Here is a 24,359-nt window from a genome sequence, read left to right as displayed (position 1 = left end):
TTGTGAAACGGGCGCGGCGCGACAAAGTTCCGGAAAAAGGGACGTCACCGCCCAATCTGGCGAGGAATTAAGGTGGGTCGAGCGGCTCTTGCGGTACTAAAATATGTTCGGGTCGGGGTAATTGTAGCGTTCGCTTCGGGCTCAGGCGTTGTCCTTGCAGCGGACGTCAAGCTGACCGGCATTTCCAGCGATAATGATCTGTTTGATATTCTGTCGGGCGGGTCTTTGCTGGTTGGACAATCGATTTCTGAGGAAGAAGCCAAACCATCAAGCGCTGAAATCCTTGCAGCAGCGCAAGCGGACTACAAGCGTTTGCTGGCAGTGCTCTATGACAATGGCTATTTCAGTGGCGCGCTGACCATCACCGTGGATGGGCGAGAAGCGGCATCGATTTCTCCGGTGCAACCACCTGCAAACATTAATAAAGTGATCATCGACGTCGAACTGGGCCCAAAGTTCAAGTTCGACCGCGCGACGATTGACCCCGTGGCCCCTGGCACAGAACTGCCCAATGGATTTGCAATCGGGGAGACCGCCAGTTTGGGCGTCCTCAAACAAACCGTTAGCACAGGCATCAATGGCTGGCGCGACGCGGGGTATGCAAAAGCGGAACTTGCCTCGCAAGACCTGATCGCGCGCCATCAGGAACGTACGGTCAGCGCAGATTTGCGTCTGAACCCGGGTCCAAAGCTGCGGTTTGGGCCATTGACGGTCAAGGACCCCAGTAATGTTCGGACCGAGCGCATTCTTGATATTGCGGGCCTGCCCGAAGGCGAAGTGTACTCTCCCGAAGAGTTGAAGCTGGCAACAGAACGTCTGCGCCGCACCGGAGCGTTCAATGCTGTTGCGTTGATTGAAGCGGGCATGATCGGCCCTGAAGACACACTGCCCATCAGCGCATCGCTGACCGACGCGCCGCTACACCGGTTTGGTTTTGGCGCAGAGTACGGCGACCCTGATGGTCTGAGCCTTACGGTTTATTGGTTGAACCGCAATCTGTTTGGCGGGGCGGAGAGCCTGCGCATTGACGGTGAAATTTCCGGCGTGGAAGGGGCGAATGGCGGCACTGATTATCTATTGTCCGCACTTTTCAAGCGGCCTGCGACGTTCAACGAAGACACCAATTTCTTTGCGTTGGCCTCGATTGAGCAGCTTGACGAAGTATCATACTTTTCGCGCCAACTCGACCTTGTGGCTGGTGTTGAACGGATCGCTTCTGAGGAGCGCACTTATAGGTTGGGATTAGGGCTGCGCACTGCTCAAACTCGCGATGCATTTGGTGAAAACCGCTATACATTGTTGACGCTGCCGACCGGGGCTGAGTTTGACTACCGCGACAATGAGCTGGACACGAAGAACGGATTTTATATTGATTTAGCAGTGATGCCATTTCTTGCGCTCTCAGGTGCAGATGACGGTGTGCGCAGTTTTGTCGACGCACGTGCCTATAAAACTTTCGGAACAACTCGCGCTGTCACATTTGCGCTGCGCGGTCAGCTTGGTTCGGTCTTAGGGCCGGATCTGTCTGTCGCGCCTGCGGATTACCTCTTTTACTCCGGTGGGGGCGGGACCGTTCGCGGACAGCCCTATGAATCGCTGGGCGTTGATCTGGGCAACGGCGAAACCGTCGGTGGGCGCTCCTTTGTCGGTTTGTCGGCCGAGGTGCGCGTGCAAGCGACAGAAAGCTTCGGCGTCGTTGGGTTCTTTGACGCTGGATATATTGGCGAAGAGGAATTTTATGATGGGTCCGGAACGACGCATTCCGGCGCTGGGCTGGGCATCCGCTACGCCACTGGTATCGGCCCCATCCGATTTGATGTCGGCGTGCCGACATCGGGCCCTGAAACGGGTGACAACTTTCAAATCTATATCGGCATAGGGCAGGCATTCTAATGCGTTTTCTTCGGTTTTGCCTTGTTGCGGTTTGCCTGCTGGCCACTTCGGTTGTGGCGCAAGAGGATGACAAAAGCTTTTTGACCCGTAAACTTCAAGATTTACTCAGTGGTTCGGGCCGGACGGTCGACATTGTGGGCTTCAAGGGCGCGCTGAGCTCTGAGGCGTCATTTGACCGTTTGACCATCGCCGATGAGGACGGCATCTGGCTGACCCTCGAAGACGTTGTGCTGGATTGGAAACGCAGCGCCTTGTTGCGTGGCCGACTTGAGGTAAAAAGCCTGACCGCCGCGCGTATCGATATTCCGCGTTCGCCAATCCCGGGCGAAGAGCCGCTGCCGGACGCCGAAGCAAAACCGTTCGCTTTGCCTGATCTGCCGGTGTCGATTGATTTGCAAACCTTCAGCATCGCAGAGGTCAACCTTGGTGCGCCCTTGCTGGGTGAGGCCGCGCAGCTGGAAGTTCAGGCCTCTGCTAAGTTTGATGATGACGTCGCTTTCGTCGACATGACCGCGAACCGAACGGATGGTAAACGCGGGGAATTCGCAATCAAAGCGGACCTCAACCGTGCAGAAAGCCTGATGGATTTGTTGGTTAAGCTGTCTGAGGACGAGGCCGGGTTGGTCTCAAGATTGATCAATGTGCCGGGCCAGCCATCGGTTGATTTGTCCATTCAGGGCACTGGACCTTTGACGGATTTCAATTCCGATCTTTCACTGTCCACCAACGGTGAAGAACGCCTTGCTGGAACCGTGAGCCTAAGTGCCGAAGAGGGCGGTCTCCTTTCAGGCCCACCTGACCGCCGCATCAAAGCCAACCTAGGTGGCGATCTGACGGCCGTGATTTTGCCTGAGTACCACGATTTCTTTGGCCCTGATGTGGCTTTGGTGGTCGATGTCGTGCTCAGCAGCGACGGTGAGATTGACGTCTCTGATTTTACGCTGAAGGCTGCAGCGGCGGATCTGGCTGGTAAAATACGCCTCAATGCTGATAAATGGCCCAGCTTTATTGATATCAACGGCACCGTTGCGCGCGTGGACGGGCAGGCCGTTTTGCTGCCCGGTGGCGGTGGCGAAACTTATCTTGATAAGATCACGCTGGATGTGGATTACGATGCGGATGGGGGCGACGCGTTTAAGGCGCTCTTTGACATCTCCGGGCTCAAGACAGAGGCATTGAGCATTGCGCAAACGCAGATTTCTGCAAACGGAACGCTGAAGGGCGATGTCGGGGCCGTCGGCGAGTTGATCAGCTTGGTAGAATTCACGGCAACCGGTTTGGTGATGACGGATGCGGCGATCTCTGAGGCGATTGGCCAAGAGATCACCGGTAAAGCCAATGTGACCTACGCGGAAGGCGAACCTACGCGGATCGCGGATCTTGAACTCACCGGGGCCGACTATGGCTTGACCGGTGGTGCCATAATCAGTGGTCTTGAAGCGGCCTTCAAAACGGAGCTTGATGCGAAATTGCAGGCAAGCGATATCAGCCGGTTCTCTGCACTTGCAGGCCGCGAGTTGGACGGTGCGACGGCGCTGGAATTGACGGGGTCCGTGACGCCGCTGAGCGGAATGTTTGACCTAAACGCCAAAGGCACGACGCAGGATATCAAAACCGGCATTGTGCAGGCCGACGCGCTGCTGGCAGGGCGCACAGATCTGAGTATGGCGGCAAAGCGGGACGAAACCGGCACCTTCTTGCGTGACCTAATTCTGTCCAATCCTGAGCTGAACTTTACTGGCAGCGCCGCCTTGGCCACTGACAACAGCACCGTTGATGCGACCATCGTGTTGCGCGATTTGGCCGCTGTGGTCCCGCAATACCAAGGTTCCGTGACGGTGATTGGTAAAGCCATTCAAGACGCCGGCGGTTGGAACGTCGATGTAAATACTGACGGTCCGTATGACGCGGTGTTGACACTCAAAGGACTGGCAACTGGTCCGGAGGCCAAGATCGATTTCACCGCCAAGGTGCCGGACCTCAATCCACTTGTTGCTCAGGTCAACGGACCACTTGATGCACGCGGTACGGTCCAGCAAACTTCGGAGGGCTGGAAACTGACAACGGATGCAAGCGGCCCCTTTGACGCGACGGCCAGCATCGACGGTCTGCTCACACCGCTTGTCGATATCGACTTCACGCTCGCGGCGCCGGACGTCAGCGCCATCGCCCCACAGATCGAAGGGCCGCTGCGCGCTGACGGAAGTTTGACGCAAACCGCAACCGGGTGGTCGATCAAGACCGACGCAAGTGGTCCATATGACGTTGCCGCAACTGTTCAGGGCGATCTTTTGCCACTTGTTGGCATTGATTTTGATGTGTCACTGCCCAACATCAAACCATTGGTGCCGCAGGTCGATGGGCCTTTGCGCGCGTCGGGCCGGCTCGACCAAACAGCGACTGGCTGGACAATTAAAACCGATGCGAATGGTCCTTATAGCGCGGTCGCCGCGGTCGAAGGGCAGATCCTACCGTTGGTCGAGATCGATTTTGACATTGCACTGCCAAATGTCGCGCCGCTTGCGCCCGGTATCGATGGGCCTCTGCGCGCGGCTGGTAAGGTGCGCCAGACCGACAAAGGCTTCTTTGTCGACACGGATGCCACGGGTCCCTATGGCGCGCGTGCGCTGGTCGAAGGGCTGGCAACTGGACCAGATATGTCGCTGACCTTCGACGTCTCTGTGCCGAACGTACAACCCATAGTATCCAGCGTAAACGGGCCGTTGAAAGCAACTGGCACGATCAATCAAACGCCTGACGGCATCGCAGTTGATACAAATGCAACGGGACCTTTTGCATCCACCGCCTCTGTTCAGGGCGTTGTAACGGGGCCAAATGCTGCCGTCGATTTCAATGTGGATTTGCCAAACCTTGGTGTGATCGTACCTGAGATATCCGGCCCGCTGAGTGTTGCAGGCAATGCCCGGCAATCCGAACAAGGTTGGCAGATCGATACAAGTGCCGATGGGCCATCGGGCATGGCGGCCTCGGTGGCAGGATTGGTGGCCAAGGACGGTACGTTAGATTTGGCGATCAAAGGCGATGTCTCGCTCGGGCTTGCAGCCCCGTTTATTGCGCCGCGCAGCCTGCAGGGGCAGGCGGCGTTCGACCTCAGCGTGAAAGGCCCCCCTGAATTGGGTTCTGTGACAGGAACGATCTCGTCTTCAGACGGGGGTTTTTCCGCACCGAACCTGCGCCTCGCGCTCGAACAGATCGCAACCAACATCCGGCTCGCCAATGGCCGTGCCGACCTTGAAGTTAGCGCCAATGTACTGGGCGGTGGCCAGCTGAACGTTGGGGGAGGCGTAACGTTGAGTGGCGCGCTGCCCGCGGATATTGATGTGAATTTCCAAGACGTTGTCTTGTCGGACCCCCGGCTTTACCGTACTTCTCTAAGTGGCGCGATCAAAGTTGCTGGTCCGCTAGCAGGGGGGGCAAATATCTCGGGTCAAGTCGACATCGGCGAGACCAACGTGACCGTCCCATCAACTGGATTGACCAGCATCGGTGATATCCCTCAAATCAAGCATATCGGCGCTTCAGGCGAAGTGCTTGCGACCCTACGCAAGGCTGGGCTCGATGGCGCTGATGCGGGCAAAGATCCTGCAGAACCCGCCAGTGTCGGCCCAGGTTTTGGCCTTAATATTCAGGTCAATGCGCCAAGTCGGATTTTTGTTCGGGGGCGCGGCCTTGATGCGGAACTTGGCGGTGATCTGACAGTGACGGGCAACACCAACAACATTATCTCTGCGGGCCGGTTTGAGCTCTTGCGCGGACGGCTTGATATCTTGGGCAAACGGTTTGATCTGGTGGAAGGCGCAATCGATTTCCAAGGCGGCCTGGTCCCTTACCTCCGTTTTGTCTCGTCCTCGACCACAGATGTAGGCGAAGTCAGGGTCATCGTTGAGGGACCTGCCGATGAGCCGGAGATAACGTTCGAATCTACGCCAGCCGCCCCTGAGGATGAAGTCCTTGCTCAGTTGCTGTTTGGCACTAACATCTCGGATATCTCGGCGTTTCAGGCCCTGCAACTGGCCAATGCTGTGGCGACCCTTGCAGGAGGGGGCAGCCAGGTGGTGGGCAATTTGCGTGACAGTTTTGGTCTGGATGATCTGAACGTTTCAACCAATTCTGAGGGCGAAACGGAGCTCAGTGTCGGTAAATACCTGACTGAAGATATCTATACTGACGTCACCGCCTCGTCTGATGGCACAACGGATTTATCGCTGAACCTAGATCTTACCGATAATTTGAAGGCCAGGGCGACTGTTGGTTCAGATGACAGTTCCAGCATCGGTATCTTCTTTGAAAGAGATTACTAAACCTGATTAACTTTGCGGAGCGAACTGGCCAAATCGGCCTCGGTCAAACATCAGGCCGGGGTCGTCGTTTTCACGCATTGCTGCGCTTTTCACATGCCCCAAAATCAATGAATGATCGCCTGCCGGATGTACTGCGTAAGTTTCGCAATGGAACGCGGCAAGGCACCCTTGCAACGTCGGTGCGCCTGTTGGTCCTTCGATCCAATCGACAGTCTCAAAGTCATGACCTTGGGTCGCAAAATGTTGCGCCAACGCCAATTGATCAGCGCCCAACACATGCACGCAAAAGCCGGCTGCACTCGCAAAGATATCGTGGCGTTTGGACGATGTCGCAGGCGACCACAGCACCAATGCCGGATCAAGCGATACGGATGTAAACGAGTTTGCCGTCATCCCAACAAGGCCCGTAGGCGTCTTGGTTGTTACGACCGTCACGCCGGTGCCATAGCGACCAAATGCGCGGCGCAGGTCTGCTGTTGTTTCGGTGGCGGGGACAAAGGAGCGCATAGGTGTTTTCATAGGGTCAGCGGTGCCACGCCGCGTCTGATTTGTCCAGCATCTGCCGTGCGGCAGCCTGCGACAGATTCCCGCTGATAACGCTATGGTGAGGGGCGCACGGCTTGCGCGGAAGGGCTGGACCGCTCTAGGTTTACAAACAATGCTGCGTTCTGGCCGCTAGTTTCGACGGCATTCGCGCAGCTAAGCGTATCTCTTTCAGGGCCGTTCTGTGGGCTCCTCGAGATCGCCAGATTAGTTTGAACCAAACCGACAAGGATATCCGATATGTTTAGAAGAACTCTCATCGCTGTGGCCCTATGTATGGGTGGCGCAGGTGTCGTGCAGGCCCAAGACGCTGGCATGGGCTTTTTCATCACCAGCGAGAACCCGGGCAACGGGGCTGATCTGGGCGGGCTGGCTGGGGCGGACGCCTATTGCACCACTTTGGCCGAAGCCGCAGGTGTCACGGGTAAAACATGGGCTGCGTATCTTTCATCAAGTACTGAAAACGCACGCGACCGTATCGGGGCGGGGCCTTGGAGCAATGCAAAAGGCGAGGTCGTGGCGACCAGCGTCGATGACCTGCACAGCGACAATAGTGCATTGAGCAAGCTCGCATCTTTGAGCGAGACAGGCGACGTGATCAATGGCCGTGGCGACACGCCCAACCGCCATGACATTCTGACCGGTTCAGGCTTGGACGGGACGCTGTCAGGTACTGCTTGTGCCGATTGGACGAGCAGTGGCGAAGGTTCAGCTATGGTCGGGCACCACGACCGTACGGGTGGCGGTGACAACCCGAAATCGTGGAATTCCGCACATGGATCTCGCGGCTGTAGCCTTGAGGACCTGCGCGGCACCGGCGGCGACGGATTGTTTTACTGCTTTGCCGTAAATTAAGTGGTCTAGGACAAGGGCGGCATTGGCACCGCCCTTGATCCCTTAACTTTTTGCGCGGTTGGTAATAAGATCTTCGACCACCGATGGATCGGCCAGCGTGGAGATATCCCCCAGCGCGCCATAGTCATTCTCTGCGATCTTGCGCAGAATACGACGCATGATCTTGCCTGACCGCGTCTTGGGCAAGCCCGGTGCCCACTGAATCACATCCGGAGACGCAATCGGGCCGATTTCCGTGCGCACCCAGTTCCGCAGTTCTTTGCGCAGCACTTCGGATGGCTCCTCGCCTCCCATCAACGTCACATAGCAATAAATGCCCTGTCCTTTGATGTCGTGGGGGTAGCCGACAACCGCACTTTCCGCGACTTTGGGATGGGCGACCAATGCGCTCTCAACTTCGGCCGTGCCCATACGGTGGCCTGACACGTTTATCACGTCGTCCACACGACCTGTGATCCAATAATCGCCATCCTCATCGCGCTTGCAGCCATCACCGGTGAAATAATAGCCGGGGTAATCTGCGAAGTAAGTCTTTTCAAACCGCTCATGATCGCCCCAAACCGTACGCATCTGACCGGGCCAGCTGTTGGCAATGCACAGCACACCCTCAACCGGATTGCCGTGCAGTTCTTCGGCAGTCGTCGGTTCAAGCACAACCGGCTTAATGCCGAAATAGGGTTTCATCGCGGAGCCCGGTTTTGTTGCATGCGCGCCGGGCAGGGGGGTCATCAAATGGCCACCGGTTTCGGTTTGCCACCACGTGTCCACGATTGGGCAACGCCCGCCTCCGACGACCTCATTGTACCAGTTCCACGCTTCTGGGTTGATTGGTTCCCCCACGGTGCCCAGCAGTTTGAGCGACGACAGATCGGCCCCTTCAACAAAGGAATTACCCTTACCCATCAGGGCGCGAATGGCGGTGGGAGCGGTGTAGAACTGGTTAACCTTGTGCTTTTCGCACACCTGCCAAAAGCGGCTGGCGTCGGGGTAAGTCGGCACCCCTTCAAACATCACTGTGGTCGCGCCATTGGCGAGGGGACCGTAAACGATATAGCTGTGACCGGTGACCCAGCCGACATCTGCCGTGCACCAGAAGATATCACCGTCATGGTAATCAAACGTGACCTCATGGGTGAGTGCGGCATAAACGAGATAACCGCCAGTCGAATGCACAACGCCTTTGGGTTGCCCGGTCGAGCCTGAAGTGTAGAGGATGAACAGCGGATCTTCTGCCGCCATCTCTTCAACGGCACAGGTGTCTGAGGCATCAACGCTCAGCGCATTATAGTCGTGATCACGCGCGTCGTTCCACGCAACATCGCCGCCCGTACGCCGCACAACAAGGCATTGCACCGATGCATCACAGGTGCTGAGGGCTGTATCTGCATTTGCCTTCAATGGTGTTGCTTTGCCACCGCGCGGTGCAAAATCAGCGGTGATAACGACCTTGGCGTCAGACCCTTTGACCCGCGAGGCAAGCGCGTCCGCGGAAAAGCCGGCGAACACAATCGAATGGATCGCGCCAATGCGTGCACAGGCCAGCATGGCAAAAGCGGCCTCAGGGATCATGGGCATATAGATGATGACGCGGTCGCCCTTTGCCACGCCAAGCCCCTTGAGGATATTGGCCATGCGGCAAGTGTTGGCGTGCAGTTCTTTGTAGGTGATGTGCTTGGCACCATCTTCGGGGCTGTCTGGCTCCCAGATGATCGCAGTTTGATCGCCGCGCGTGGCCAAATGCCGGTCGATACAATTTTCAGATACGTTCAGCGTACCGTCCGCAAACCAGTTGATCTTGACGTTGCCAAGGGTGAAATCCACGTCCGAGACTGTCGTGAAAGGTTTGATCCAATCCACCCGCGCGGCCTGCTCGCGCCAGAACGCATCCGGATCGGCCAGCGAAGCTGCATACATCGTGTCGTAGCGCGCGGCGTCCACATGGGCGTTTGCCGCCATCTCGGACGGTGGGCTGAATGTCTTGGACATGGATATTCCTCTCTTGAGTCTTTTCAATGCGCGCAGATACTTGCCCGCCCTTTGTTTTGCCGCGATCATATCCAAGAGGGGCCAGAAGAAAACGGCCCCGCCTTATGCATCGCGGATTTAGTAAATTTATTAACTGCTGCTGGCGGGATTGGTCAAGCGCCACAGGCCATTTCACCAAGGTGCTAATATGCGGGTTAAGCTTAGGCTGTCTGATGTGTGAATATCCGCACAGTGGGGCAGCCACCTCGAAACGATCAGAATGAGGTGCCCTTGGTAACTGACTGTAAATTATCATTAAAACGACATAACCTTACTATCGAAGCCGCACGACTTGCATTGCGGGTCTCTTTCCGTTTCTTTTGACCAACCCCGCAAATGACGGGGTGTCACTGGTTTGTTGTCACTGCGCGGGACATGGTGTGTGTCGAACCTTTTACAGGTTTCGTAAAATGCCCTTTGCTCCGCTGTGTAAAAGTGCTGATATGCCGGATGAGAGATAAGGGAGAGAAAATCATGAATAAATTTACAGCTGGTGCTGTTGTCACCACGATGTCTTTTGCATTTGCTGCCGAAGCAATGGCAACCGAATGGAATGTATCTGTTTGGGGCAAGCGTCGCGCGTTCACGGAGCACATCGAAAAAATTGCTGAGCTGGTATCCGAGAAAACGGGCGGCTCTTTCACAATGAACGTCAGCTATGGCGGCCTAAGCAAGAACCGTGAAAACCTTGATGGCATTTCCATCGGGGCGTTCGAAATGGCGCAGTTCTGTGCCGGGTATCACGCAGATAAAAACCGCTCGATCACCGTGCTGGAACTGCCGTTCCTTGGTGTCAGCAATCTGGCCGAAGAAGTCGCCGTTTCACGTGCCGTCTATGCCCACCCCGCTGTTGCCAAAGAGATGGCTCAGTGGAATGCGCAGATGCTGATGACGTCGCCGATGCCACAGTACAATCTGGTTGGCACCGGTGAGCCACGCGATACGCTGGCAAAAATGGCAGGCATGCGTGTACGTGCCACAGGCGGCCTAGGCAGAGCCTTTGAGGCAGTCGGTGCCGTTCCAACGTCCGTGACCTCGTCCGAGGCGTATAACGCAATGGAATCGGGCGTTGTTGATACGGTCGCCTTTGCTCAGCACGCCCACCTCAGCTTTGGCACGATCAATCAGGCCGATTGGTGGACTGAGAACCTTAACCCAGGCACGGTAAACTGCCCTGTTGTGGTTAACATCGACGCCTATAATGCGCTGAGCGATGACGAGCGCGCAGCCCTTGATGGCTCCGTGGACGAAGCACTGGAACACTATGTCACCAACTACGGTGAGCTCCTTGAAAAATGGGACAGCATCTTGGTCGAGAAAAACGTGACCAAGGTGTCTTTGACGCCTGAAACCATTGCTGAGTTCAAAGCCAAGGCAGCTGATCCCGCGCGCGAAGCATGGATTGCTGACATGGAAGCCCAAGGCATTCCAGGTCAAGAGCTCTATGATCTGGTAATCTCGACGTTGGAAAAAGAACGCGCCGGCAACTAGGCCGCTTTCTGAGCCGCGCCAACACTGGCGCGGCTCTTTTCTATACAACAGCACATAATGCGCCCCGACACCCTTCGTTAGGACAAACCCCATGGCCGGATCATCCGCCGTGCTAGAAGATGGCAGCCTGCTTAGCCGTCTCGACAGGCACCTTCTCAAGCTCGAGACATTCTTTGCGTTCATTTCGGGCTTTGCTGCGTTTATGTTGATGGTGTTGGCGGTCCGCTCCGTTGGTGGGCGGAAATTTTTCGAATCCCCATTGGCGGGCTATGTGGATTGGATCGAAGCGGCGATGCCCTTTATTGCGATCATGGGCGTGTCCTACACCCAGCGGAACGGCGGCCATGTGCGCATGGATCTGCTGATTGGCCGATTGAAAGGCCGCGCACTTTGGGCAGCGGAAACCTTCTCGGTCTTGCTTATCCTCATTCTGATGCTGGCGCTGACGTGGGGCTCTTGGGCGCATTTTCAGCGCAGCTTTGATTTTTCATCCCCTCTTTGGAGCCGCGACAGCTCGATTGATATCGGCTTGCCCATCTGGCCTGCGAAACTGTTGGTCCCAGTGGCATTTGGGGTCATTTGCGTGCGCTTATGTCTGCAAGTTTGGGGCTACGGGCGCGCGATGGTCCTTGGCCTTGCAACCCCTGTCGCCGTTCCGCTGGTTCAATCTGCCGCAGAACAGGCCTTGGCTGAGGCCGAACTTTTGGCAGGAAAAAGCTGATGGAACCCATCGAAATCGGCCTATGGGTCTCGGGCGGTATGTTGCTGATGGTGATCTTGGGCATGCGCGTGGCTTTTGCCGCAGCACTTGCCGGATTGATCGGCCTGATCTGGATTTTCTGGGCCAAAAAAGGCATGCAGTTCTCTGAACTCGACTGGGCACTGACCGTCGCGATCAAAACAGCGGGGCAGGTGCCACATTCCAAAGTTTCGGCGCAGGCCCTGAGCCTTATTCCGACCTTCATCCTGATCGGCTATCTGGCCTATTACGCGGGCCTGACAAAGGCGCTCTTTACCGCGGCCAAGCGCTGGATCGCGTGGGTACCGGGTGGCCTGGCCGTGGCGACAGTGTTTGCAACCGCGGGATTTGCTGCAGTTTCAGGGGCCTCCGTCGCGACCTCGGCTGTATTTGCGCGTATTGCCATCCCGGAGATGCTTGAGAACGGCTATAACAAACAATTCGCCGCTGGCGTTGTTGCGGCGGCGGGCACACTAGCGTCGTTGATCCCACCGTCAGCGATCCTCGTGATCTATGCGATTATCGTTGAGCAGGACGTGGGTAAACTGCTGCTCGCAGGATTCATTCCCGGCGCTTTTTCCGCGTTGGTCTACACCGGTCTGATCATTGGTATCGCGATGATCTGGAAAAACGTCGGCCCGCCCATCGGTGGCTTTACGTGGCGCGAACGTTTTGAATCGTTGCCGCCTGCGTTGCCGATTGTAGCAGTGGTCGTGATCATCATCTTCTTTGTTTATAACCCCTTTGGGGACGCGTGGGGCACCCCAACAGAGGGCGGTGCCATTGGTGCTTTCATCGTCTTTCTGATGGCCATGGCGCGCGGCATGAAATGGACGCAGTTCAAAGACGCACTGCTGGAAACAGCCAAGCTGACGGTGATGATTTTCACCATTATCTGGGGCGTGTTGATCTATGTACGGTTCTTGGGTTTTGCTGATCTGCCGGGTGCCTTTGCTGATTGGATTTCATCACTGACGATGTCGCCAATGATAATTTTGATATGTATTCTGCTTGCTTATGCGATCTTGGGAATGTTCATGGACGCGATTGGCATGTTGCTGTTGACGTTGCCTGTTGTGTACCCCGCCGTAATGGCGCTCAACGGCGGTGAAGAGGTCGCAGCGGCCGACAGCGCCTTTGGCATGTCGGGTGAAATGTGTGCGATCTGGTTTGGGATTTTGGTGGTGAAGATGGCGGAGTTTTGTCTGATCACCCCGCCCATTGGCCTCAATTGTTTTGTGGTTGCTGGCGTGCGTGATGACCTAACCGTGCAGGATGTATTCCGCGGAGTGACACCGTTTTTCATTGCGGATGGCATCACGATTGCGCTGCTGGTTGCCTTCCCATCCATCGTGCTTTGGTTGCCGTCGCTGGCGAGTTAAGCCGCTGCAAGAACGGCGATCAGGTGGTGTAGATGTCAGCCTGTTGACTGGCAAGGTTGTGGCATCAACCCACGGCAAAGCACCTAGCCCAATGTGACTTCCATCACTTTGACGCGTTCGCCGTCGCTCATTTGTGCCAGCGCCGCACGGGTAATGCTGCCGGATCCTTCGCGGAGCCCAACAACCGTCAAATCACAGACTGAAGCCACCTGTATTGCATGTCCAATTCGCTGTTCATCGGTTACGGCAAGGGGATCGATGTCGCCCAGAATATCAAGCGTTCGGATGCGGCCACGCAGGGCGCTATCCAGTGCGGTTTCAGCGGCTTCAAAGCGGTTCAGAGCGGTGCGCTTGATCGCTGCATTTTTCACTTCATCGAGTTTGCTGTCAGGCCAAGGCAAGGCCGCATTATGCAAGTAGCTTACTTTGCCCGCCTGCATCTTGATCATATCCGCCGCATGCAGCCTGCGGGTGCGCCATTCCGTCAACAAAGCCTGAGCCATCGCGCGGTCAAAGCCGGGGGCGTTGGGAGTGATCACCTCTAGATGTATGGTTTCAAGCGGTTGCGGCAATCGCGCCAAAATATCCTGCGCTGCCTGTTTAAGCGCTATGTCATCTGCATCCGACATGACAAGCGGACCCATAACGCCAACACGGACAACCGTGCGCCAAGGTGATGCGTGTTCATTACGTTGCCGGGCAATTTCGCTCTCTTTAATCACAGCCATGAAGTTGCTGACGTCTTTCGCCCGTTCTTTTGCTGTTACTTTGTAGTGGCTTTCCAAAAGCGGATGTTCGCGCCGTTCGTCATTGCGGTGTTCAGCATAGGACCAGCCCGCGCAAAACCTTTCTGCGCGGTAGCGATTATACTCTGCTTTCGACAAAGACTGCAGTTCGATCAGGTTGGAACGCATACGCGATTCCGCTTCGGGAAGGATGCGCAAAGCACTCAACGCGTCCCCGTCGGGAGCTGCAAGACCCGCATAGCGGAGCATATCAACGGCCGCGAGACCCGCACGTTTGTTGGAGCGTTTGCGCTCAAGGGTCAGATCATCCCACGGTATGTTCTCGTCTTGACGCCCTGACGACGCGAGCGTGGTGCGCCAGAGGTCATGCATCCGCTTGCCAAGTCGCAGCTTCATGTCATCAAGAGAGATATCCTGATCGCGTACCGTGTTGCCACCAAAGACATATATGCCTTCGGAAATGTCGTTCACCTGATCGCATCCCAGCGTACCACTCCCGCGCATCCGCACAAAAGTCGGGGCCAGCAGCTTGCGGGATTCGGTTTGGGCGCGGCGCAGACGCATACCAATGCGCGCGCTAATCTTGTCGTCGCCGACACATACCAAAATGGCCGTCAGGGGGGCCTCTTCGGTGCGTTTCAAAAGCGTCTCGAATTGGGGATCATCCAGATCAGGCCCAAAAGAACAAGCATCCAAATTGAGCGGTTTTGGCAGATCAACAGCATTTCGCACACCGGCAAAATCTTGTCGAATATCCCAATCCACGTCATCTGCACGGGTGTCGATTGTGCTGATCAGCGGACGTTCTTTCATTGCGTGGCTGTGAAGACGTTGTGCGATTTCTTCGGCGAGCGATAAGGCCACATGACCCATCCCTATGATCGCAATATGCACGCGATCTTGACTACGCAGTTTTGCGATGTCGCAGAAATCCACCTGCGTCAGCAATGCTTGGGCGATATAGCCGCCTTCGCTGAATGTTTCGCAATGGGCAAGCCGGGGCGACCATGCCTCTAGCTCGCGGGCCAGCGCATCGTCGTCCATGCGCAACAGAACCTTCGCCTGTGCGATCCGCGCAGCAACAGATTGATCTGTATCGCTAAGTTCGTTCAGAGCAATGGCACGTTGTGCGTTGATATGTGCTTGCGATCCGCCAAAAATGATCCGCTTAGGTTTGGCACCCAGCAACTTGTGCCAATGGCTCACATCGCCCAAATCGGCGGCAACAAGGCTTATCCGGTTATCCTCGGCTAAAGGTTCAAGGGCGGGAATATCGTTCGGCATTGCCAGAATGGTGATTTTCCCAACCTCGCGAGCCTGTGCGTATGAAAGCGAAAACGAGTCCGCGCCAACCAGTACGGTGTGATCATGTGCTATGAGAATGCCGCGACGGTCCCATGATGTTTTGACTGCCAGCATCATGAACGCAAAGACCACAGACGCCGCTGTCAGCATCCCGGTGATCCGCGCGATATGAAGCGTCCAATCTCCGGGATTTCTGTAGAGTGGGTCGCCCCCAAAGGCGAGAAAACTAAGAAAGATCGCTTCTAGCAACCGGCCGATCCCAACTTCGCCGGCGGGGAGCTCTTTCATCCAACCTACGGTGCCAAAGCCCATCGTTAGGGCGATCAGCGCAACAAGAATGGTCAGCGTGGTTTTACGTGTTTTTGACATAGATATCATCCTGCCACGGCAAATCTAATTAGATCAAGCGGTGAGCGTTCTTGCAACACGCTGACGCGCAGGGTTAAGTCCGATCCATGAACAGCTTACCAGACAAAAAACGTATCCTTGCCCTTTCTGGTGGCGGGGTACGCGGCATTGTCGAAGTTGCGTTCCTCGAAGCGGTTGAGGCGGCTTACCGGCGCCGGCATGGCCCTGACACTCAACTGAGCGATGTGTTCCACCTCATCGGCGGCAGCTCGACCGGAGCTTTAATCGCAACGGCGCTGTCGTTGGGCAAGCCGATGTCTGATATTCGGGATTTTTACCTAACCCGCGCAGCCGGATTTTTCAGCAATCGGCGGTGGTGGCGCGTAGGGCGTGCACCGATGTTTGACTGTGATGCGCTTGAGGCCGAGGTCCGCCGCGATGTCGGCGACATGACATTGGGCGATCCTGCGCTGCGCACATATCTTGCGATCATCCTCAAACGTTTTGATACCGGCACGCCCTGGATCGTGAACAACCTGCCAGACGCCCCCTATTTTAAGGACCTTGGTGATGGCAGATTTCGTGGGAACGAGCATTATCAGTTGGCACGCTTGCTGCGCGGCACAACGGCGGCCCCGTTCTTTTTCTCTCAGGAGTTGATTGAGCTGGCACCCGGAGCACCGCCGGGCGTTTTTGTGGACGGCGGGTTGAGCCCCTATAACGACCCTTCGTTGGCGCTGCTTAAGCTGGCGCGGATGCAGGCGTTTGGTCTGAAATGGCCGTTAGGTGCCGAACAGATGTTCATTCTTTCGGTGGGTTCAGGACGCCTACGCCCCAAAATAAAACCCAACCGGGCTGCCACGATGGGGCCACTGCAGGTGGCTTTGGCGTCCCTGCGCGGGGTGCTGACGGATAACGAACAGATGACGTTGACGATGATGGAATGGATGGGGCAGTCCTCCGCCCCAAGTCACATCAATTCAGAAGTGGGCCATCTGGGCGAAGACAGCCTGACGGACGCGCCGTTGTTTGAGTTTCTACGGCTCGACCTGCCCTTGGAAAAAGGGGGAGCAATGGGATTGAGTGCCTCAGACGCTCACCGTTTTTCGCGCATGGATGATCCCAGCATCATCGCGCCGCTGTATGATCTGGCGCAGGAGTATTGCGCCCAAACGTGGGATCTGGACGCGCTCTTGGGCTAGCCGCTTTCCAATGAATCTAGAATTCGTTTCGCCAGATCGCCGTCCACCGGATTGGCTTTGCGCCGCAATTTGCCGTGCCGTTCCTTGGTCACGACCACTTTCTCAGACCGCAGGTATTCGCGGCTCAGATCTTTTTCCGGCAACGGGTCAATCGAGCTATTAAAGAAGGGGTTTTGATCGAATTGCCCCTCAAAAACCGGGTCACTGCGGTAGTTTGGCAACCGCGCGGCCACCGCTTCATCGCCGGCTATTTGCAAGAGCATCTCGCCCTGACGCAAATCTAGCACCTGCTCGGCGGACACGAACCCCATGAGGTTTGACATATCGCGAGCGGCAGACATGTTGTTGGCCCCAAACGCCTGCAGCACCCGGCTGTTGTTGACCATGGTCTGCCAATCGAGCGGATATAGGATCTTGAGTTGGCTCACGTCCTGCCAAAAACTCCAGGTTTGCAGCCCGTAGCCGCGCAGCAGCGTGATGGCGGTGCGCAGTTCACTTAACGTGCCCAATTGTGCGGCTTCATCCAAGATAAACAACGTGGATTTCTTGGGGCGGCTGCGACGCCGCTGGATCAGCTGAAACAATGCGCTGATCCAAAGTCGCAGAACGCGGCCATGACTGCCCAGCATATGCGGCGGCAAAACCAGATAGATCGACACAGGGCCCCCGCGCACGATTTCATCCAAATCAAACGATGTGCTGCCAAGGCTTTGTTGCAACTGGGGCCCCCGGACAAAATCGATGCCTTCCTGCGCAAAGGCCAAAATACCGCCCAGTGTTTCCTTGGCGTTGATGCCAAGTGTGCCTTCAATCAGGCGGACCTCTGGATGGCGCGATTTGGCAAGCCGCTTTGAAATCGGACCGGGATTGTTGGTCATCTCATGGACAATCTCACGAACCTTCATAAGCGTACGCTCCTGAGGCTCCAGATCGGTCACAACATGCAAGACCACTGCCAGCAAAAGCTGACGTGCCCGGCCAACCCAAAAGCTGTTCTTATGATCGGCGGTGTTGTCGGGAAGCAGGGCGTTGATCAGCGCCAATGCCTCGTCCACACCATTGGCCGATTTGGGATCAATCAAGTCAAGTGGATTGAGAGAGGCGGGCACTTCCGAGGTCAGCCCCATTGGGTCAATTACAGCGACCGTTTCGCCTCGCTCGCGGCGGCCGCGCGCGGTGATGGCGGTGTTTTCGCCTTTTGGATCGACCACAAACACTGGTCCCTCATGGCGCAAAAGGGCAGGGACGATGCAGCCTACGCCTTTGCCTGCACCTGTCGGCGCGATTGTGATCAAATGGCCTTCATCCTCCATCAAAATTGGATCGATATAGCCTTGATCGGGCGTGGTTTGGGGGTCTCCAAAGCTGAATCCCGGAGGTTGGCGACGATGCTGGGTCTCCATAGACCACCCGACCAACAGGCCCGGATGGGGCAAGGCGCTGGGATACCGCGCCAGTGACGCTTCAGCAGCGTGTAAAAAACGGAGTTTTTGATGTGGCATTGACCTACTCCTGTCCTTGGGGGCTGCGGTACCGAGCTGTCTTGGCAAAGTTCAACTCAGGATCGCGGGTCACGCCATCACAAATATGGGTATCGTCTTTCATTGTGACCTGACCGTCGGGGTGCAACAAGAATTCCACATCGAAAAGCGCCTCATTGTAGTGGACAGTTGCACGCCAAAGCATGTCACCCGCGTCATTCTCAACCGGGGTGAGGCGGTTGAATATCGCGGACACACCTTTTTCGAACGTGAGCCCTTGGGCCGATTGCACAATTTCGAACGGTCCGTATTCCCCACGTACAAACATGCAAAAGAGCCGCAGATACTGCGCTTGTTTGGTGGCGTCCGACAGGTCGATCCCGTGCTCGATGTTGCCCTGATGCAAAGGGGCCGAACTGCCATCAAGAAGGCTCACGCCGTCGGGGCCGTAGATCACGGAATGAAGCTTATGTGGACCGTTGCCCGCGCCTTCTTGGAAATCGCACAGCATCCAGCCAGGCCGAAAGGCCAGCGGCAGAACCCTAAGGCCTAGGATATCGCTGACCTCATCATGGGCCCCGAATTCACGCAACCGTTGGTCTAACATGTCAGCAAGCGTCGCGGGCAAGGTTTGCCACGAACCCTCGATCGGGGCGGGCAGGTCAAATATAACGCTGGGGTCGGTTGGCTTGTTCAAAATGAGGCCTTTCAACGGGTAGAGACAAACGCGTTAGATCAAAAAAGTGGATTGCTGAGCAAGGTTTACTTGCCGAAGTCAACAAGACAGGCGCCGCGCCATATTTTTTGACTTTCTCAATACTGCTTGAAGTGGGACAGCAAAATGCTTGGCAAAAAGACCTCTCCATGTTTCTATTTAGGAAATCCATTTGACCGATCTTTGATTTGATACTGCGGGTGCCTGACGATTTATGTCTGAATTTTCCTATTTTGCAACGATTGAAGAAGGCGATGATCCAAAGCTTTTCCTAGCCTCTCCGGGGGACGTTCAAGATTTGCGGCTTATGGCGCAGCAAGTTGTTGATGACCTCGATGGGGTCGGTGGCCCGGCAAATTCCATGACTATGTTTGCATGGGAAACGACCCTGAAAGAAACGCTCTTTAACGACGCCGCCCCGATTCAAAACCAAATTTATCTACCCAGCGACCCCTTGTGCAAAGGCGTTGTGGCGTTCTTTGGAGAGCGCATCGGCCAGCCATTGGCAGAGGATTTTCCAACCCATATGTTGGAAGAACTTTTTGCGAATAACCCCTCTGACTACTATAAAATGGTGCGTCATTGGCGACCTGAAGAAGCCGATCGAGGGGGCTTTCCGTTAACGGGTAGCACTTTTGAAGTACTCGTTGCTATCGCCACAGATCGCCGATTTAAGAATACGGCGTCGGGACAGGAATTGCCAATGTTCCTGCGGTTTCTAGCCCCCAAGGACGTGTTAGAGATTGAAGACCCGGGTCGGGCCAAGTGGGGTAACCGAAAGCTACGCAAAAAAATGATGGAGTTGTTTGAAGAAGACGACAACGCGCTGGATGAGAAACGCTTGATGATCCGGGAACAGCTTAAATCACTGCGTAATTTCGCAATGTATCTCAAGCATATTGGCCTTGAGCCGATCTTTGAGCCCGACGAACGCAAGATCGAAGAGGATTTTCGCAAGTACCTCGCTTCGAACTTCGTGCTCACCCGCGATCCGCTGTTGCATGATCCGTTTCGCGGACTGCAGTTTTATGATGTTCACGATAACCGGTCCTATTTTGGGCGCGACACGGATGTTAAGAACGCGCTCAGCGCGATTGAAAAGATGTGCAATGCGCCCAAAAAACGTAACTGCTATTGGATCAAGGGCATAAGCGGGGTTGGCAAGTCGTCATTCCTGCGCGCCGGCATCATTGGTTCGTTCATTTATTCACCGAAATACCAAACCGACTACGCCTACAGCGTCAATCGACCCAATCACTTGCTCAACGCATCTGCGGCCAAAGTCGCACAAACCGCATGCCCTTTGCGGGTTTTGTTCGAAAAATGCGCCGATGCAATCCGGGAGCGGCCAAACTGCGCGGAGTTTTTAGTCGGGGGCATCGCACCTTTGCTGGAAGATTTCGACAAACTGGAGCCAGAGAAACGACCCGAATGGGCCGCGCGTAAACTCACCGCTTGTCTGGGCAATGCAGAGGGTCAAGAACCCGGCGCGCGACACAACCGATTGGTCATTGGCATCGATCAGTTTGAGGAAATCGTCGACATGCTCGATGATGAAAAACTCGGTCCGCATTGGCAATTGTTCATCAAGTTTATGGAGCTTGCGCCAGCACAGCCCGATATCGTAATCATCTCGACCTTCCGCAAGGAGCGGCTGGATAAGATGCTGCGCCATCCCGAACTGAACGCGCTTTGGCATGACACGTCGCTGCAATGCACGGATTTGGCCTTTCCAAGCCCGACCGAGCTTGAGAATATTATCCGCAAGCCCTTTGAGGATCATGGTCGCGTTTCGCTTGATGACGCCTTGGTTGCAGCTTTGCGTGAAAAGATCATGCTTCATGTGGATAGGCCGCGTGCGACGACCTCGGGCAGTTTCCTGCCATTGGTTTCGCTGGCCCTGCAGCGTCTGCAGGTGAATGTAGCACTGCCGTTGATAGAAAAGCAGTTTGAACGCAAAGAACAAGACGCCGCACCGCAAGACGCTTTGAAAGCAGCTGCGGCGAAAAGGCCGGCGGGAAAAGACAAGCCCAGTCGTGTGCGCGTGGGGTTGAAAGACGCCGTAGATTACCTTGATTTAGAAGGGGCAATTGCTGAACTTGCGGCCAGTGCAATGAACGAAGCCAAAGAGGCCAATGCTCTTGCTGCCGGTGAAGCGACCGTGGACAATCTGTTGCGCCAGCTTGTGCGTTGGAGCGGCCGAGATGATAAGCAGTTCTTCTTGCCGCATGTGCCTTTGCCGACCGACAACGCTGAAAAAAGCCTTGCAAAAGCGTTGATCAAACACCGGCTGCTCGTTGACGACGGGGAAGCCGGAATTCTGCTTGTCCACGAAACAGTCCTGAAAAAACTGGCCTGAAGCAGACGCGTTTTGCATTCGCGAACGCCCGCTGCATGAAGGCGCCGCGGACTTGCTGGCATTGGCGGAAAGCTGGCAGCAGTTGGATCATGACGCGGGTGTCGTCAATCTTGGCCTTAAATTGCATGCTGAACGGGCGTTTGAAGTCTTGGCGCTTTGGTCGCATCGGTTCGACGAGGGATCGGAAAAGGTTCAGGATGTAAAAGATATCCTGCTGCGCAACTACTGCCTCGCGATGATTGAACAGACCTGTGATCCCGCCCGCATTATCGAAAATACACCCAAAAAAGCGCCGCATATTCTGATTCCAGCGTTTTATCAGCGGAATGACATTTTGCGCGCAATGCTCGAGAAACATCCCGGTTCGGTAGATACGCCGCGTTCAGACAAGCGAACCGCTGTTTTTTCAGCATGCTTTTTCAACAACATTGAGATGTTGGAGCTGCTGTTGGAGTACAAAGCCGAGATGAATGTGGCTGAGGATGATGGCTGGCGTCCCATCCATGCGGCTGCTGTGGGCGGGGACCCGGCCATGACCCGCCGCCTGATCAAAGCAGGCGCTACGTTCGACCCGCAAGACGCCCCGCAGAAGATCCACCCTTTGCATTTGGCCGCGCAAGGCGGCAATAAAGAGCTGGCGGACTACTACATTAAAGAACAATCCGTGGACCCAGATTTGCGCGATAGCGCGGGACGTACTGTGGTCATGCACGCGATTTTGAACGACGATGCGCAGATGGTCCGCTATCTGGTGGAAACCCACGGCTGTGCGTTGGATATCTGTACAGTCGACGGTCCCAATTCGTTGGAGATGTCGGCGATCCACGTCGCCGCGCGCGATGGGTGTCGAGAATCGATTCAAACCGTAATTGAACTAGGCGGTGAGTCTGATTGCCCGATGGTCAACGGAAGCCGGGCGATCCATTTGGCGGCCAACAATGACTTTCCCGAAGCGGTCCGTATTTTGGCGAAACATGGCGCGGATGTGGATGCTCCGGGTATGAACCTGTGGACCAAGGACGATATCGACAAGGCCCGTGAACAGTTGACTGCTACAAGTGGCGCGAAGGACAAGATCAACCTAACTGATTGGAGTCCCTTGCATTTTGCCACAGCAAAGGGGCACACAAAGGTTGCCAGAGCCCTGATCGAAGCCAAGGCCGATCCTAACAAGCAGAACGGGGCCAAGGAAACTCCGATGCATCTAGCGGTCGAAAAGGGCAATGACGATGTCGCGATGTATTTGTCGGCGAATGGCGCGAATATGGAAATTCGTGACAAGGATGGATTGACGGTACTGCAAAAGGCCATCATCCGTGACAGGTTCGCTCTGGCCAAGGAGCTCTTGCGCCAGGGAGCCTTGCTCAGCAGCTATTCGCACCGCAATACCATGACTGATGCCCATGCGGCCACCTTGGTGCACGTCGCGGCACAAGAGCCCGAGATCAAGCTGCTGAATCTGCTTATTGAGCACGGACCTGACCTGAGTTTACCTAATGCGCTTGGACGCACGCCGGCACACATCGCGGCAGAGGCAGGACTGCCCGATCACCTTGCCCGGCTGCTGCACACCGACGATACCGCGCTTGAGAAGGTGGATGTTCGTGGTCATACGCCTTTTGACAGCGCCTGCGCCTCGGGTGACCTGAAATGCATCGAGCTGATTGGCAAACGGTGTGCCGAAGGAACGCTGGCGCAAACATACCCAGAAGCATTGCATATTGCTGTGTCACATGGTCGTGTCCGCGCAACAGGGTATTTGCTGGGGCAAGGGTACGATCCGCAAGCGTATAACGACGCTGGTTGGACGCCGCTGCATATTGCTGCCCAACGTGGGCGCGAAAATGTGGTTAAGGAAATCTTGAACCACAGAATTAACCCTCTTCGGCCACTGCGTAACGACCCGGATGTTACTGCATTTGATTTGGCCGCAGAGACTGGTCAAGCCGAGGTCCTTAAACTGCTCTTCCACCTACGCAGCCCTGATGCTCTGGACTTGACGGACCTGATATTCCTGAGCCTTGAACATATGCATTATGACTGTGCTGCATATCTTTTAGGTCTGCGCAGAGGCACTGATAGCGGGTTGCCTGTGCATCCGGTGACAGGCCTTAGCATCCAAGAACTTTACGGAGGGCAGAATGCCGAAATGAAGAAATCAAAGCCCACCGAAGAACGCCACTCGGACGCCTTGGAAACCCATTTTGGGTCCGTTGCCAAACCGACCCCTGCACAAACCAAGCAGTTGAAATCGCAGGCAGTCAACGCGACGCCGCAGCAGTACAAGACACAGTCTATGATGCATGGGCTGGCCAGCGATCTCTATCCCGAGTTTGACCGTGGGGAGACGCGACTGTGGAGCAAGATGAATGAGACCGATTTGGCCGCTTTCGTAAAACGGGTTGCGCCTGTTGCCGATCGCTATGAGTTGGATGGGCCAGAACTGCGGGGGGCCACCCGCAAACTGCCATGGTATGATGACGTCACGCTATTTCAACTTTTTGACCCGTCATTTGCAAACCCAAAACTGCGAATTTACTATCTAGAGCATCAAGGAAATCTGTATTGGCTCAACGGCACATCTCCACCCATTCACGAGATTAACGCCAAGGCGCCGATCAAAGTAAATGAAGCCAACGTGCTGGATTACCTGCGGTTTTTCACCTTCTTTGTGCGCGGCGAAGAAGGGCCATTCTATCTGTGCGAACACAAGGATGACCCGATGATTCCGTCGCATGCCAAGATCGAAAAGATCATTGATGGGGTTGTGCGCCCGAATACCTTTGAAGGGATGAACGACAAGGGCCACTACCTATGTGACGGCGTTGTCTTCTATTCCAACGCGATCTTTATCGCCAATTTCGCAGTTCAGCCTTCCGGAATGGTTGAGATGCTGGATGACGAGCCGATTGCTGCAGACCTGCCGGTCAAAATTGACGCGCCCCTGTCCTAA

14 protein-coding genes are annotated in these 24,359 nt (G+C 55.6%); 9 read left to right on the top strand and 5 right to left on the bottom strand.

Annotated features, from left to right (window positions below; translation table 11 throughout):
- Positions 1-72 precede the first annotated feature (72 nt).
- Together C1J03_RS15760 and C1J03_RS15755 are read left to right on the top strand one after the other, a co-directional pair.
- Positions 73-1,893: an autotransporter assembly complex protein TamA gene (locus C1J03_RS15760; RefSeq protein ID WP_254694067.1), complete on the top strand. Its 1,821-nt coding sequence runs from the start codon at positions 73-75 to the stop codon at positions 1,891-1,893.
- Positions 1,893-6,215 carry a translocation/assembly module TamB domain-containing protein gene (locus tag C1J03_RS15755; protein WP_114887458.1) on the top strand — a complete coding sequence of 1,441 codons (4,323 nt, stop codon included), beginning with the start codon at positions 1,893-1,895 and terminating at the stop codon, positions 6,213-6,215. Before C1J03_RS15760 ends, C1J03_RS15755 begins: the two co-directional genes overlap by 1 nt.
- A gap of 6 nt (positions 6,216-6,221) precedes the next feature.
- Here the strand turns inward: C1J03_RS15755 and C1J03_RS15750 are convergent, their stop codons facing one another.
- On the bottom strand, positions 6,222-6,722 hold the full coding sequence (locus tag C1J03_RS15750; protein WP_254694066.1) for a flavin reductase family protein: 501 nt from the start codon (positions 6,720-6,722) through the stop codon (positions 6,222-6,224).
- Between the two features lie 276 nt (positions 6,723-6,998).
- Here C1J03_RS15750 and C1J03_RS15745 point away from each other — a divergent pair, with 276 nt between their 5' ends.
- Positions 6,999-7,613 carry a hypothetical protein gene (locus C1J03_RS15745; protein ID WP_114887456.1) on the top strand — a complete coding sequence of 205 codons (615 nt, stop codon included), beginning with the start codon at positions 6,999-7,001 and terminating at the stop codon, positions 7,611-7,613.
- A 42-nt stretch (positions 7,614-7,655) separates the two neighbouring features.
- Here C1J03_RS15745 and acs read toward each other — a convergent pair whose 3' ends face one another.
- On the bottom strand, positions 7,656-9,599 hold the full coding sequence (acs, locus tag C1J03_RS15740; protein ID WP_114887455.1) for an acetate--CoA ligase: 1,944 nt from the start codon (positions 9,597-9,599) through the stop codon (positions 7,656-7,658).
- Between the two features lie 513 nt (positions 9,600-10,112).
- Here acs and C1J03_RS15735 point away from each other — a divergent pair.
- The 3 genes from C1J03_RS15735 (at position 10,113) to C1J03_RS15725 (ending at position 13,250) form a co-directional block, all read left to right on the top strand.
- Positions 10,113-11,129, top strand: coding sequence for a C4-dicarboxylate TRAP transporter substrate-binding protein (locus C1J03_RS15735; RefSeq protein WP_114887454.1), 1,017 nt, complete (start codon positions 10,113-10,115; stop codon positions 11,127-11,129).
- Positions 11,130-11,220: 91 nt separating this feature from the next.
- Positions 11,221-11,850 carry a TRAP transporter small permease subunit gene (locus C1J03_RS15730; protein ID WP_114887453.1) on the top strand — a complete coding sequence of 210 codons (630 nt, stop codon included), beginning with the start codon at positions 11,221-11,223 and terminating at the stop codon, positions 11,848-11,850.
- Complete coding sequence (locus C1J03_RS15725) at positions 11,850-13,250, top strand: TRAP transporter large permease (RefSeq protein WP_114887452.1); 1,401 nt, start codon at positions 11,850-11,852, stop codon at positions 13,248-13,250. The genes C1J03_RS15730 and C1J03_RS15725 overlap by 1 nt, the downstream gene beginning before the upstream one ends.
- Positions 13,251-13,333: 83 nt before the next feature.
- Here the strand turns inward: C1J03_RS15725 and C1J03_RS15720 are convergent, their stop codons facing one another.
- Positions 13,334-15,670 carry a hypothetical protein gene (locus tag C1J03_RS15720; protein ID WP_114887451.1) on the bottom strand — a complete coding sequence of 779 codons (2,337 nt, stop codon included), beginning with the start codon at positions 15,668-15,670 and terminating at the stop codon, positions 13,334-13,336.
- 86 nt (positions 15,671-15,756) lie between these two features.
- On the opposite strand from C1J03_RS15720, the gene C1J03_RS15715 reads away from it, so the two are divergent.
- Positions 15,757-16,851 carry a patatin-like phospholipase family protein gene (locus C1J03_RS15715; RefSeq protein ID WP_114887450.1) on the top strand — a complete coding sequence of 365 codons (1,095 nt, stop codon included), beginning with the start codon at positions 15,757-15,759 and terminating at the stop codon, positions 16,849-16,851.
- On the opposite strand, the gene C1J03_RS15710 is transcribed toward C1J03_RS15715, so the two are convergent.
- On the bottom strand, positions 16,848-18,353 hold the full coding sequence (locus tag C1J03_RS15710) for a type IV secretory system conjugative DNA transfer family protein (protein WP_114887449.1): 1,506 nt from the start codon (positions 18,351-18,353) through the stop codon (positions 16,848-16,850). The genes C1J03_RS15715 and C1J03_RS15710 overlap by 4 nt on opposite strands.
- Before the next feature lie 4 nt (positions 18,354-18,357).
- On the bottom strand, positions 18,358-19,029 hold the full coding sequence (locus tag C1J03_RS15705) for a hypothetical protein (protein WP_162798564.1): 672 nt from the start codon (positions 19,027-19,029) through the stop codon (positions 18,358-18,360).
- Between the two features lie 232 nt (positions 19,030-19,261).
- Here C1J03_RS15705 and C1J03_RS15700 point away from each other — a divergent pair, with 232 nt between their 5' ends.
- Positions 19,262-21,406, top strand: a complete 2,145-nt coding sequence (locus C1J03_RS15700; protein ID WP_114887447.1) for an nSTAND1 domain-containing NTPase — start codon at positions 19,262-19,264, stop codon at positions 21,404-21,406.
- Positions 21,407-21,458: 52 nt separating this feature from the next.
- A complete protein-coding gene (locus C1J03_RS15695; RefSeq protein ID WP_114887446.1) occupies positions 21,459-24,359 on the top strand; it encodes an ankyrin repeat domain-containing protein in 2,901 nt (966 codons plus the stop codon).

Source organism: Sulfitobacter sp. SK012 (assembly GCF_003352085.1).
Taxonomy (GTDB): Bacteria; Pseudomonadota; Alphaproteobacteria; order Rhodobacterales; family Rhodobacteraceae; genus Sulfitobacter.
The sequence above is the reverse complement of the archived record's forward strand: the minus strand, read 5'-3'. Positions and strand labels throughout refer to the sequence as shown.

Bases quoted from the DNA above. Each gene is read 5' to 3' on its own strand.
- C1J03_RS15700 (WP_114887447.1), top strand. From the start codon at position 19,262: ATGTCTGAATTTTCCTATTTTGCAACGATTGAAGAAGGCGATGATCCA.
- C1J03_RS15720 (WP_114887451.1), bottom strand. From the start codon at position 15,670: ATGTCAAAAACACGTAAAACCACGCTGACCATTCTTGTTGCGCTGATC.
- C1J03_RS15745 (WP_114887456.1), top strand. From the start codon at position 6,999: ATGTTTAGAAGAACTCTCATCGCTGTGGCCCTATGTATGGGTGGCGCA.
- C1J03_RS15735 (WP_114887454.1), top strand. From the start codon at position 10,113: ATGAATAAATTTACAGCTGGTGCTGTTGTCACCACGATGTCTTTTGCA.
- C1J03_RS15730 (WP_114887453.1), top strand. From the start codon at position 11,221: ATGGCCGGATCATCCGCCGTGCTAGAAGATGGCAGCCTGCTTAGCCGT.
- C1J03_RS15755 (WP_114887458.1), top strand. From the start codon at position 1,893: ATGCGTTTTCTTCGGTTTTGCCTTGTTGCGGTTTGCCTGCTGGCCACT.
- C1J03_RS15750 (WP_254694066.1), bottom strand. From the start codon at position 6,722: ATGCGCTCCTTTGTCCCCGCCACCGAAACAACAGCAGACCTGCGCCGC.
- C1J03_RS15715 (WP_114887450.1), top strand. From the start codon at position 15,757: ATGAACAGCTTACCAGACAAAAAACGTATCCTTGCCCTTTCTGGTGGC.
- C1J03_RS15710 (WP_114887449.1), bottom strand. From the start codon at position 18,353: ATGCCACATCAAAAACTCCGTTTTTTACACGCTGCTGAAGCGTCACTG.
- acs (WP_114887455.1), bottom strand. From the start codon at position 9,599: ATGTCCAAGACATTCAGCCCACCGTCCGAGATGGCGGCAAACGCCCAT.
- C1J03_RS15725 (WP_114887452.1), top strand. From the start codon at position 11,850: ATGGAACCCATCGAAATCGGCCTATGGGTCTCGGGCGGTATGTTGCTG.